9 protein-coding genes are annotated in these 11972 nt (G+C 67.7%); 6 read left to right on the plus strand and 3 right to left on the minus strand.

Annotation, left to right across the window (positions count from 1 at the left end):
• Positions 1-98: 98 nt before the first annotated feature.
• The 3 genes from ACPT9U_RS15140 (at position 99) to ACPT9U_RS15150 (ending at position 5119) form a co-directional block, all read left to right on the plus strand.
• Positions 99-2954, plus strand: coding sequence for a beta strand repeat-containing protein (locus ACPT9U_RS15140; RefSeq protein WP_435751514.1), 2856 nt, complete (start codon positions 99-101; stop codon positions 2952-2954).
• 162 nt (positions 2955-3116) lie between these two features.
• Entirely contained in the window at positions 3117-4487 is a 1371-nt protein-coding gene (locus ACPT9U_RS15145; RefSeq protein WP_435751515.1) for a tryptophanase, read from the plus strand.
• A 20-nt stretch (positions 4488-4507) separates the two neighbouring features.
• The gene (locus ACPT9U_RS15150; RefSeq protein ID WP_435751516.1) at positions 4508-5119 is read left to right on the plus strand and encodes a DUF2238 domain-containing protein; all 612 of its coding nucleotides are present in this window, start codon (positions 4508-4510) and stop codon (positions 5117-5119) included.
• A 42-nt stretch (positions 5120-5161) separates the two neighbouring features.
• On the opposite strand, the gene ACPT9U_RS15155 is transcribed toward ACPT9U_RS15150, so the two are convergent.
• Complete coding sequence (locus ACPT9U_RS15155; RefSeq protein ID WP_435751517.1) at positions 5162-7591, minus strand: Lon protease family protein; 2430 nt, start codon at positions 7589-7591, stop codon at positions 5162-5164.
• Between the two features lie 192 nt (positions 7592-7783).
• On the opposite strand from ACPT9U_RS15155, the gene moaA reads away from it, so the two are divergent.
• Positions 7784-8875 (plus strand): GTP 3',8-cyclase MoaA, encoded by a 1092-nt coding sequence (gene moaA, locus ACPT9U_RS15160; RefSeq protein WP_435751518.1) that lies wholly within the window; start codon positions 7784-7786, stop codon positions 8873-8875.
• 55 nt (positions 8876-8930) lie between these two features.
• Here the strand turns inward: moaA and ACPT9U_RS15165 are convergent, their stop codons facing one another.
• Both ACPT9U_RS15165 and ACPT9U_RS15170 read right to left on the minus strand, forming a co-directional pair.
• The gene (locus ACPT9U_RS15165) at positions 8931-9554 is read right to left on the minus strand and encodes a YceI family protein (protein ID WP_435751519.1); all 624 of its coding nucleotides are present in this window, start codon (positions 9552-9554) and stop codon (positions 8931-8933) included.
• A gap of 53 nt (positions 9555-9607) precedes the next feature.
• Positions 9608-10345 (minus strand): CDP-alcohol phosphatidyltransferase family protein, encoded by a 738-nt coding sequence (locus ACPT9U_RS15170; RefSeq protein ID WP_435751520.1) that lies wholly within the window; start codon positions 10343-10345, stop codon positions 9608-9610.
• A gap of 144 nt (positions 10346-10489) precedes the next feature.
• On the opposite strand from ACPT9U_RS15170, the gene ACPT9U_RS15175 reads away from it, so the two are divergent.
• Together ACPT9U_RS15175 and ACPT9U_RS15180 are read left to right on the plus strand one after the other, a co-directional pair.
• Positions 10490-11536, plus strand: a complete 1047-nt coding sequence (locus ACPT9U_RS15175; protein ID WP_435751521.1) for a zinc-dependent alcohol dehydrogenase — start codon at positions 10490-10492, stop codon at positions 11534-11536.
• Positions 11524-11922 carry a 6-pyruvoyl trahydropterin synthase family protein gene (locus tag ACPT9U_RS15180; RefSeq protein WP_435751522.1) on the plus strand — a complete coding sequence of 133 codons (399 nt, stop codon included), beginning with the start codon at positions 11524-11526 and terminating at the stop codon, positions 11920-11922. Before ACPT9U_RS15175 ends, ACPT9U_RS15180 begins: the two co-directional genes overlap by 13 nt.
• Positions 11923-11972 lie beyond the last annotated feature (50 nt).

Consider the following 11972-nt stretch of genomic DNA (forward strand, 5'->3'; position numbering starts at 1 on the left):
TCCTTGAATGCTTGTCCGTACCTGGCCACTTCTTTCTTCCGTTATCGCCCTCGGGTTTCAGATTCTATCGAGGCGACAACCATCTTGACCTAGAGGGGATGACTCTGAGCAGTGCTGGCGTGCTGAGCGGCACGCCGACGGCGGGCGGCTCGTTCAACTTCACCATTACGGCGACGGATTCGACCGGCGGCACCACCGTGACCGGCAGCCAGGCCTACACCCTGGCGGTGAACGCGCCCACCATCAGCGTGTCACCCACCAGCCTGGCGGATGGAACCCTCAGCGTTGCCTACAGCCAGGCCATTACCGCCAGTGGCGGCACCGCGCCCTACACCTATGCCATCACCGCAGGTGCCCTGCCAACAGGGCTCAGCTTGAGCAGCGGCGGCAGCTTGAGCGGCACGCCAGGCGCTTCCGGGACGTTCAACTTCACGGTAACGGCAACCGATAGCAGCACCGGAACCGGCCCCTATGCCGGCGCAAGACCCTATGCACTGACGATCCTGGCCGCACCCACAGCAACCACTGGCACGGCAAGCACCATTACCGCCACCGGCGCAACGCTGGGCGGCACGGTCTCCAGCAACGGCGCCAGCACCACGGTGACTTTCGACTATGGGCTGGACACCAACTACGGATCATCCGCTGCGGCCAGTCAGAGCCCACTGGCGGCGGGCGCCAGCGGCAGCAGCGTTTCAGCCGCGATTACCGGCTTGAGCTGCAACACGACCTATCACTTCCGCGTGAAAGCGGTGAATAGCGTCGGAACGACCGATGGCAGCGATGCCACCTTCACCACCAGCGCCTGCGCGCCGACCGTCACCACCGGCGGCGCGACCAGCATCACCGCGAGTGGCGCTACCTTGGGTGGCACGGTTTCCAGCGGAGGCGCCAGCACCACAGTGACTTTCGATTATGGGTTGACGACCGGCTACGGTTCGTCAGCCTCGGCCAGTCAGAGTCCGTTGCCAGCGGGCGCCAGCAACAGCAGCGTATCGGCTGCGATTTCCAGTCTGAGTTGCGGCACGACCTATCACTTCCGGGCTACCGCTACCAACAGCGCCGGCACCACCAATGGTTCGGATGCCACATTCGCGACGGCCGCCTGTAGTGCGCCCGGCGCGCCGACCATCGGTACGGCTACGGCCGGCAATGCTCAGGCGTCGGTCACGTTTACGCCCCCTGCCAGTGATGGCGGATCGGCGATTACCGGCTACACGGCTACCTCAAGTCCCGGTGGCATCACGGGCACCTGCGCCTCCAGCCCATGTACGGTCACAGGGCTGACCAATGGCACGGCCTACACCTTTACCGTCACCGCCACGAACGCGGTTGGCACCGGAGGCGCATCGGCTGCATCCAACAGCGTGACGCCCAAGGCCCCGCAGACCATCACCTTCAGCAACCCCGGCGCGCAGAATTTCGGCACGACGCCCACACTGACGGCGACCGCGACTTCAGGCCTTACCCCCACCTTCACCTCCAGCACCACCGGCGTCTGTACGATCACCAGCGGCGGGGCCTTGACCTTCGTGACGGCTGGCTCCTGCACCATCAATGCCGATCAGGCAGGCGATGCCAGCTACATAGCCGCGCCCCAGGTCAGCCGGACCTTCACCGTGAATCCGGTGGTGCCGGGTGCACCGACGATCGGGACGGCAACCGCCGGAGACACCCAGGCCAGTGTCGCCTTTACGGCGCCGACGAATACTGGCGGGACAACGATCACCGGCTATACAGTAACGGTCAGCCCTCCGGATGTTGCGCCCGTGAATGGCGCCAGCAGCCCGATTGTCTTAACCGGGCTGACCAATGGGCAGGCCTATACCTTTACCGTCACTGCTACGAACGCAGCGGGCACCGGGCCGGCTTCGGCTGCATCGAATAGCGTGACGCCCGCCGCGATCCAGACCATCACTTTCGCGAATCCCGGCGCCCAGAACTTCGGTACCTCACCAACCCTGTCGGCGACTTCGGATTCAGGCCTCACCCCCACCTTCACCTCCAGCACCACCGCGGTATGTACGATTACAAGCGGGGGGGCTCTGACGTTCGTGACGGCTGGCTCCTGCACCATCAATGCCGATCAGGCGGGAAATGCCAGCTACCTACCCGCACCTCAGGTCAGCCGAACCTTCAGCGTCAATGCCGTTGTGCCCGGCGCCCCTACCGGCGTGACAGCCACGGCTGGCGATGCCCAGGCCACCGTCAGCTTCACTCCGCCCGCCAGCGATGGCGGCGCGGCGATCACGGGCTACACAGTCACATCCAGCCCGGGCGGCCTGACAGCCACCGGGGCAGCCAGTCCGATCACGGTCACGGGCCTGGCCAACGGCACAACCTACACCTTCACGGTAGCCGCCACCAATTCGGTGGGAACGGGTGCGGCGTCCACGGCATCCGCCGCGGTCACGGCTGGGGTGACCACCGCCACTGGCACCGTGCCCGGCATGACAGGTACGGCGGTCGCTTCGATTTCGGGTGGAGGACCAAGCTGCTCATTCGACCCCAGCACCGCCTTCGTCATTCCAGCCTCCACGCCGGTGGGCCGGAGCCTGCCCAACGGCGGCTTTGAGTTCCTGGCCACCGGCTGCGCCGGCAGCGTGACGATCTCCATCACCTATCCGGAACCATTGCCGGTGGGCGTCCAGTTCTGGAAGTTCGGTCCGGCCACTGTGGGCGCCCCGACCTCAACCTGGTTCCAGTGGTCCGGTGCCACCCTCAGCACCGATCGCCGCACGGTGAGCTACACCTTGACCGACAACGGTGTGGGAGATGCCGACAGCGCCGTGGGCCGCATCTACGACCCATTCGCACCAGCGATGGGAGGCGCAGGGACGGTGACCAGCATCCCGGTAGACAACCCTTGGGCACTTGCCAGCGTGAGTGCCTTGCTGGGCTGGCTGGGTCTGAGGAATCGCCGCAAGGCCAATTCAAGGAGCCGCGCACGATGAACCGCCATCACGCTCGGCAGCGCACGCCGGGAGCCCGACTGAACGCTTGATCAACGATTGCGGATGGGCGGACGACCCGAACCTGTTGCAAATAAGCGACACCACGCTCCGGTTTTCGGTCTTAATTTCCCTGCTCCGTTCACGAATGCACTTGGAGCCGCCATGCCGACCACCCTGATCGAACCCTTCCGCATCAAAAGCATCGAGCCGATCCGCATGACCACGCGCGCCGAGCGCGAGCGCCTGCTGGACGAAGCCCGGCTCAACCCCTTCCGCCTGCGGGCCGAGGACGTGCTGATCGACTGGCTCACCGACTCGGGCACCGGTGCGATGTCGAGCCGGCAGTGGGGGGCGATCATGGAGGGCGACGAGAGCTACGCCGGCGCACGCAGCTTCTACCGCCTGCAGGCGGTGATCCGCGAACTCACCGGCATGGAGCACTTCATGCCCACGCATCAGGGCCGCGCCGCCGAGAAGGTCCTCTTCACCGCCGCATGCAAGCAGGGCGACGTGGTGCCCAACAACTGCCACTTCGACACCACGCGCGCCAACCTCGAATACCTCGGTGTCGAGGCACTCGACCTCGTCATCCCCGAAGGCCTGCAGCCGGCGCTGATCCACCCCTTCAAGGGCAACATCGACCTCGACCGCGTCGAGCACCTGCTGCGCACCCGCGGCGACCGCATCCCCTTCGGCATGATCACGGTGACCAACAACACCGGCGGCGGCCAGCCGGTGTCGATGGCCAACATGCGTGCCTATTCCGAACTGCTGCACCGCCATGGCAAGCCGCTGATCATGGATGTTTGCCGCTTCGCCGAGAACGCGATGTTCATCAAGATGCGCGAGCCGGGCTACACGGACGTGCCGGTGAAGGCGATCGTGCAGGAGATGTTCTCGCTCGCCGACGGCTGCACCATGAGCGCGAAGAAGGACGGCATGGTCAACATCGGCGGCTTCATCGTGCTGCGCGACGAACAATGGATGGACGCAGTGCGCAACATGCTGATCCTCACCGAAGGTTTTCCAACCTACGGCGGCCTGGCGGGCCGGGATCTCGAGGCGCTCGCGGTGGGCCTGCAGGAAGGCATCGACGAGGACTACCTGCGCTATCGCCTGCGCACCGCGGAATACCTCGGCGAGCGACTGGAAGCCGCCGGTGTGGGCATCGTGCGCCCCACGGGCGGCCACGCGGTGTACATCGACGCGCGCAGCATCCTGCCCGACATGCCGATCGAGCATTACCCGGCGTGGGCACTGTGCAACGCGCTCTATCTGCAGGGCGGCATCCGCGGCGTGGAGATCGGCTCGGTGATGTTCGGCAAGCGCCGCGAGGACGGCAGCGAGACTTACCACAGCATGGAACTCGTGCGTCTGGCCTTCCCGCGCCGCATGTACACCCAGTCGCATTTCGATTACGCGGCCGAGGTGATCGCCGAGGTAAAGGAAGACGCACGTAACATCCGCGGCGTGCGCATCGTCAAGCAGCCGCCCTTCCTGCGCCACTTCACCTGCGAGTGTGCGTGGGCCTGAGGACGGACCTCCCTCCAGCGATGCGCCTGCCCCTGACCCTCCTCGCAGTCGTCCTCACCGCGCTCGCAGCGTCAGGCGTCGCCCCATACGATCGCGGCGTGTGGTGGGCCGAGGTGGCACCGGTGCTCATTGCCATGCCCATCCTCGTCGCCACCGCACGGCGCTTTCCGCTCACCCCGCTCTGTTACGGGTTGATCGCCTTCTTCTCTCTGATTTTGATCCTGGGGGGCAGCTACACGTATGCGCGCGTACCGATCGGCTTCGTGGTTCAGGACTGGTTCGAGCTCGCGCGCAACCCCTACGACCGTTTCGGCCATTTCTTCCAGGGGGTGACGCCGGCCATCCTCGGGCGTGAGCTGCTGCTGCGCACCTCGCCGCTGCGCGCCGGAAAATGGCTGTTCGCGCTACTCACGCTGAGCTGCCTGGGGATCAGCGCGCTCTACGAGCTCGTGGAGTGGGCGTCGGCCGTGCTGTGGGGCGGCGGTGCAGTGGAATTCCTCGGCACCCAGGGGGATCCTTGGGACGCGCAGGCCGACATGCTGATGGCGCTGCTGGGGGCAATGGGCGCACAACTGCTGCTGGGCCGGATGCACGACCGTCAACTGGCCGGACTGAAGCAGCGCCCGCACTGAACGCAGGCCGGGCGACGACCGATGGCAGTCGCCCGATCAGCCTTACACGGCGTGCCGGCGCCGGTGCTGGCGCGCGCCGGCCGAACCGTCGCCATCCGCGTGCGCATGCCGTGCCGCGGTCATTTCGGCGAGCACGGTGGCGATCTTGTGGTTCAGCGTACCCTTGGGGATGACACCCTTCGCATCCGGCTCGCCCGCCTCGACGCCGGTCAGTACCGTCATCGCCTCGTCCACCGTCTTCACCGCGTGGATGTGGAACAAGCCCTTGGCCGCGGCCTCGACCACGTCTTCGCGCAACATCAGGTGGCGCACGCTCGCGGCAGGGATCACCACCCCATGCGAGCCGTCCAGCCCGCGTGCCTTGCACAGGTCGAAGAAGCCCTCGATTTTCTCGTTGACGCCACCGATCACCTGCACCTCACCGAACTGATTCACCGAGCCGGTGATCGCAAAGCGCTGCTGGATGGGGATCTGCGTGAGCGCCGACAGCAGCGCGCACAGCTCGGCAAGCGAGGCGGAGTCGCCCTCGACCGGCGCATACGACTGCTCGAACACCAGGCTCGCCGACAGCGACAGCGGCTGATGGCGGGCATAGCGCGCGGCGAGGAAGGCGGACAGGATCAGCACGCCCTTGGAGTGGATGGCGCCGCCCAGCTCGGTCTCGCGCTCGATGTCAACCACATCGCCTTCGCCCATGCGCACGGTGGCGGTGATGCGCACCGGGTGACCGAAGAGCTCGCCGGCCAGTTCGATCACCACCAGCCCGTTGATCTGCCCGGCGCGTTCGCCGTCGGTGGAGATCAGCGTGGTGCCGTCCAGGATGGACTCCAGCACACGGGTCGGATAGCGGTCGGCACGACGCTTGCGTGCCGCAAGCGCATCTTCCACTTCGGTACGCCCGGTGACGGCCAACCCCTTGCCACGCGCATGAAAATCGGCCTCGCGCATCAGGTCGGACAGCGCGCGCGTGTTCAGCGACAGGCGCCCGGAGTCGTCCGCCAGACGCGAGGCTTCCTCCACCAGGCGCGCAACACCTTCGCGATGCACCGGGAGGAGCTTGGCCGTACGCACCAGCAGCGCCATCAGGCGCGCGTACTCGCACTCATTCCCGGGCGTTCGCGGCAGGTCATCATCGAAATCGGCCGGCACCTTGAACAGGTCGGCGAACTCCGGATCGTGCTCCATGAGCAGGTAATACACGTCGCGATCGCCGATCAGCACCACCTTGAGCGCGCACGGCAGCGCCTCGGGCTCGAGCGTCAGCGCGCCGCTCCAGCCCTGCGCCTCGGCAGGCGGTTCGATGCGGATCTCACCCGCGCGCAGGCAGCGCTTGAGGCCTTCCCAGGCAAAGGGCTGCGACAGCAGGCGCTCGGCATCCAGCACCAGGTAACCACCATTGGCGCGATGCAAGGCACCGGCACGGATCAGGTTGAAGTGGCTGACCTGGTTGCCCTGCTGCACGATGTGTTCGATGCGGCCAATCAGGTTGCCGTAGCCCGGGTTGTTCTCGAACACCACCGGCGCGCCCTGAGAGGCCGAATGGTCGACCAGCAGCTTGACCTGGTAGCGGTGGTAACGGGTGTTCTCCTCCGGCTCGGGTGCCTCCTCATCCTCCTCATCCAGCATCGTGCCCTTGATCGCGGAGTCGAGCACGTCGCGCTCCACGGCGTCGAGGAAGGCGAGCACCTCGGACAGATCCTCATGCGCCTCACGCACCTCGCGCAGCAGATGCGCGACGGCCGGGCCCAGCACCTCGCGCTCGGCGCGCTCGATGGATTCACGCACTGCCTTGCGCCAGCCGGGGAAGTCGTTGAGCAGATCCTCCAGGCGGTCGCTCCAGGCGCCGACGCGCGCCTCGATGGTCTTGCGCTCGTCTTCGGGCAAGGCCTCGAAAACCTCGGGCGACATCGCTTCGCCCTCCCTGGTGGGCGCGAACACGAAGCCCTCGGGCGTCTGCATCAGGGAAATGTTCTCGGCTGCACAGGCCTGGCCGAGCTCGCGCAGGGCGGCCTCCTCGCGCGCCTTGTGCGCACTCTGCAGCGATTCGACGCGATCTACGTGCGCATCGCTGTCGAGCGCAGCACCGAGCGCCGGCCCGAGGTCGCGGATGAAGGTCTGCATGTGCGTACGCAACGCCCCGCCCCGTCCGGCAGGCAGCGCGAGCAGCTTCGGCTTGAGCGGCTCGCCGAAGTTGTGCAGGTAGCACAGGTCTGGCGGCACGGGTTCGCTCGCCGCGCGTTCGTGCAGCAGCCGGAAGGTGGTGGCGTGCTTGCCGCTGCCCGTCTCGCCCAGCACAAAGACGTGATAGCCGGTGTGCCCCATCGCGAGCCCGAAACGGATCGCTTCCACGGCGCGCGCCTGGCCGAGGTCGCCGGCATGTTCGATGAGGGATTCGGTGGTTTCGAAGGTGAAGCAGGCGGGGTCGCACTGCTTGCGCAGCGCCGTTGCCGGCAGCGGCACGAGATCGGCCATGTTTGATTCTTCTCCTGATGCCGGATCGATCCGGAGCGCAATGATACACCCCGCCTTCGCGGCCCGCGCCCACAGGCTGCCACGCCCCGACCCGCCTCACGATGCGCCCCAGCGCGAACCCAGCCGCGAACCGTGCCTTGCATCGCGTTGTCCATGCTTTGATAATCCTGCAACCCGACCCCGCCACCGACCATGAAAGTCATCCCGATCCAGCAGCTTGCTCCGAGCAACGCACCCGACACCGAGGTGCCCGACCCGGCCTCACGCCCTGCCCCGGGTGAAGCGCTTGTCGACCGCCGCGGGCGCGAGGTACGCGACCTGCGCATCTCGGTCACGGACCGCTGCAACTTCCGCTGCGTGTATTGCATGCCGCGCGAGGTGTTCGGCGACGACTATGCCTTCCTGCCCAGGCGCGAACTGCTCAGTTTCGAGGAGATCCTGCGTGTGGCGCGCCTGTTCGCAGAACGCGGCGTGCGCAAGATCCGCATCACCGGGGGCGAGCCGCTGCTGCGCAAGGACGTCGAGCGCCTGATCGAGATGCTCGCCCGTCTGGACGGGGTGGAGATCACGCTGACCACGAACGGCGTGCTGCTGCCCCGCATGGCGCAGCGCCTGGCCGACGCCGGCCTGCATCGGGTCACCGTGAGCCTGGATGCACTGGACGACGCCCTGTTCCGGCGCATGAACGACGCCGACTACCCGGTAGAGAAGGTGCTCGAAGGCATCGACGCCGCACGGGCAGCCGGGCTGGGCCCGATCAAGGTGAACATGGTCGTCAAGCGCGGCACCAACGACGGTGACATCGAGGCCATGGCCACCCATTTCCGCCATAGTGGGCACATCCTGCGCTTCATCGAGTTCATGGACGTAGGTGCCTCGAACGGGTGGAAGATGGACGAAGTACTGCCCTCGCGCGAGGTTGTCGCACGCATCGACCGCCTGTTCCCGCTCGAACCTGCCGACCCGAACTACGTGGGCGAGGTCGCCGAACGCTGGCGCTACAAGGATGGCGCAGGTGAAATCGGTGTGATCTCCTCGGTCACGCAGGCCTTCTGCTCAAGCTGCACACGCATCCGACTATCCACCGAAGGGCAACTCTACACCTGCCTGTTCGCCCAGCAGGGTCACGACCTGCGCACCTTGCTTCGCACCGGCGCGGACGACGCACAGATCGACGCCGTCATCGCCCGTGTCTGGAATGGCCGTGACGACCGCTATTCGGAGATCCGCACGGCGGCAACGGCGGCGCAGCGCAAGATCGAGATGTCCTACATCGGCGGTTGAGGCGACGACGGCTGCCGGGTGAGGCACCGCCGCACCCGGTCCCTTGTCGAATCGCTCAATCCCGGATCGCCTCGAGTTCGAAGCGCAGTTGCACCGCATCGCCGACCATGCCGCCCTTGAGCGCATAGTCCATCCCCCACTCGCTGCGTAGCAGGGTGGTACGGGCCGAGATGCCCAGCGTGTGCTTGCGATGGCCGAAGGGATAGCTCGCCACCTTGTTCAGCGACACGTCCAGCGTCACCGGTCGCGTCTTGCCGAGCAGGGTGAGATTGCCGCCGAGCCGGCCCTCGAGCCGCCCGTCACGCTCGCCCGTCAGCTCGAAGCCCGTGGCCTCGAAGACGATTTCCGGATAGCGCCCGGCGTCGAGGAAATCGCTGTCGCGCACATGACGGTCGCGCGCCTCGTGGTTGCTGAACACGCTGTCGGCGGCCACGACGACCCTCCCCGACACCAGCGTGCGCGCCTCCTCGTCATACACGAAGCTGCCGCGCGCCTTGAGGAACATGCCGATCACGTCGGCGTAGCCCACGTGATTGACCTGAAAGCCTATCGCGAAATGATCGGGATCGATCGTGTAGCCGTGCGGCTCGGCCCAGGCCGGCGCAGCGCCCAGAGCGGCCGCCGCGAGCCCTGCCGCAAGCCAGGGACGCAGGCCGAAAAACCGTGTGTTCCTCTTCATCCTGTCTTCCTCCTTACGCTTCCAACCCGTGCCGGCGAGCGCCCGGCACCCATTCAGGCGTCGACGCGGCCATGCGCGCGCCGCCACCGGACATCGACCGCGAACGACCACGCCAGCAGCGCCAGTGCCAGCACCAGCAGCGGCACCGCGAGCGCGGGCTTCACCATCGGCAGCAGGCTCACGAGCAGGCTGGCGACCTGCCACACACACACCAGCTTGCGCCGCCGACTCTCGGGCAGCGGCCCTTCGAGCCAGGGCCAGACGAACATCGCCGCCACGAAGCCGTAACGCATCGCCCCGATCGCCAGCACCCACGACCCCGCCTTGTCCATCAGCAGCAGATGCACGCACAGGATCAGGATCAGGAAGGCGTCGAGCTCCATATCGAAGCGCGCGCCGAACGCGCTCTCGCAGCCGCAGCGCCGCGCCACCCAGCCATCGACGCCGTCCATCAGCAGCGCCAGCGCGGCGACCAGGGCAAGCGCGGTCGCGTGCTGCTGCGCCCACGCCGGCGCCGCCAGCGCCCCCGCCACCAGCGCCACCAGCGCGGCGCGCAACAGGGTCACGCGGTTGGCCGGCCCCAGCCCGCGGCGCGTATCCGGCCACGCGTGCAGGATCAGGGCGCCCACCGCCGCCATCACCACCGCCGCCACACCCGCGACGCGGAGCGGCAGGGCCATCACACTCGCCGCCAGCGCGCCGAGTGCGATCGTCACCGCGAGCCCGCCCGCCAACTCCAGCCAGAGCTGCGGCCACGAAGCCTGCGTCGCGGGCATACCGTCCTCGTTCATGCTCTCCTCACCTCCGGCGCCTCGGTCGCGGCGCGCTGCTACCATGTCGGCTTCGATCATCGGACCGCACGAAGGGTTCGCGCAAGACGGCGGAAACACCCAGCCGACTCCACCCCTCGCCTTACGAACGCCCAGGAACACAGAATGCCCGACACCAACCTCGCGTTCTGGACCCTCGCCCCGGGACACGGCGCCCTGCGCCCGGCGCCCCTGCGCCCGCTGCAGGACGGCGAAGTCCTCGTGCGCAGCCTCTACAGCGGCATCAGCCGCGGCACCGAGAGCCTGGTGTATCGCGGCGAGGTGCCGGCGAGCGAATACCAGCGCATGCGCGCGCCCTTCCAGGAAGGCGCGTTTCCCGGTCCGGTCAAGTACGGCTACATCAGCGTCGGCGTCGTCGAGACCGGCGCGGGGCCCGATGCCGAAGCCCTCTGCGCCCGCCCGGTGTTCTGCCTGCATCCGCACCAGCAGCGCTACATCGTGCCGGCGGCGGCCGTGCTGCCCCTGCCCGACGGACTGCCGCCCGCGCGCGCGGTGCTCGCCGCCAACATGGAGACCGCGATCAACGGCTGCTGGGACGGCGCGCCCGGCGTGGGCGACCGCATCGCTGTCGTCGGCGCCGGCGTGGTCGGCAGCCTGGTCGCCTGGCTGTGCAACCACATCCCCGGCACCGACGTCGAACTGATCGACATCGACCCCGGCCGCGCGCGGCTCGCGGAGGCGCTCGGCCTCACCCACCGCCTGCCCGATGCGGCGCGCGGCGACTGCGACCTCGTCTTCCACGCCAGCGGCAACCCTGCCGGCCTTGCCACCGCACTGGCGCTCGCGGGCCAGGAAGCGAGCATCATCGAGATGAGCTGGTACGGCAGCGCGCAGGTCGGCCTGCCGCTGGGCGGCGCCTTCCACGCGCGCCGGCTCGCCATCCGCTCCAGCCAGGTCGGCCACTTGCCGCCCCAGCGCAGCCCGCGCTGGGACTACCGCCGCCGCATGGAACTCGCGCTGCGCCTGCTCGTCGACGCCCGACTCGATGCGCTGATCAGCGGCGAGACGGATTTCGCCGCGCTGCCCGCGCTCATGCACCGCCTCGCCCACGCACCGGCAGGCGCGCTGTGCGAGCGCATCCGCTACCCGGGCGCCGACGCCCACCAGACCGCTCACCCCCACGACTCCGGAGATCCCGCATGTACAGCCTGACCGTCCGCGACCACATCATGATCGCCCACAGTTTCCGCGGCGAGATCTTCGGCCCGGCGCAGCGCGTGCATGGCGCCACCTATCTGGTCGACGCCTGCTTCCAGCGCGCCGAGCTCGATGCCGACGGCCTCGTGGTCGACATCGGCCTCGCCAGCGACACGCTCAAGGCGGTGCTCGCCGAGTTCAACTTCCGCAACCTCGACGACGAACCCGCACTGCAGGGCCGCAACACCACCACCGAGTTCATGGCGCGCGTGATCTTCGACCGCATGGCGGCCGCCATCCGCGACGGCCGTCTCGGCGCGGGCGGCCAGGGCCTGCAGCACCTGAAGATCACCCTGCACGAATCGCACATCGCCTGGGCGAGCTACGAAGGCGCGCTGTGAGCTCGGCGCCGCCGGCCGTCCGCCGCCCTGCCCCCGCCCGCACACGACCG

Origin of the sequence: Thauera sp. AutoDN2 (assembly GCF_051280715.1) — a bacterium.
GTDB lineage: Bacteria > Pseudomonadota > Gammaproteobacteria > Burkholderiales > Rhodocyclaceae > Thauera.

Coding starts and splice junctions, on each gene's coding strand:
- ACPT9U_RS15140 (WP_435751514.1), top strand. CDS start 99: ATGACTCTGAGCAGTGCTGGCGTGCTGAGCGGCACGCCGACGGCGGGC.
- ACPT9U_RS15145 (WP_435751515.1), top strand. CDS start 3,117: ATGCCGACCACCCTGATCGAACCCTTCCGCATCAAAAGCATCGAGCCG.
- ACPT9U_RS15150 (WP_435751516.1), top strand. CDS start 4,508: ATGCGCCTGCCCCTGACCCTCCTCGCAGTCGTCCTCACCGCGCTCGCA.
- ACPT9U_RS15155 (WP_435751517.1), bottom strand. CDS start 7,591: ATGGCCGATCTCGTGCCGCTGCCGGCAACGGCGCTGCGCAAGCAGTGC.
- moaA (WP_435751518.1), top strand. CDS start 7,784: ATGAAAGTCATCCCGATCCAGCAGCTTGCTCCGAGCAACGCACCCGAC.
- ACPT9U_RS15165 (WP_435751519.1), bottom strand. CDS start 9,554: ATGAAGAGGAACACACGGTTTTTCGGCCTGCGTCCCTGGCTTGCGGCA.
- ACPT9U_RS15170 (WP_435751520.1), bottom strand. CDS start 10,345: ATGAACGAGGACGGTATGCCCGCGACGCAGGCTTCGTGGCCGCAGCTC.
- ACPT9U_RS15175 (WP_435751521.1), top strand. CDS start 10,490: ATGCCCGACACCAACCTCGCGTTCTGGACCCTCGCCCCGGGACACGGC.
- ACPT9U_RS15180 (WP_435751522.1), top strand. CDS start 11,524: ATGTACAGCCTGACCGTCCGCGACCACATCATGATCGCCCACAGTTTC.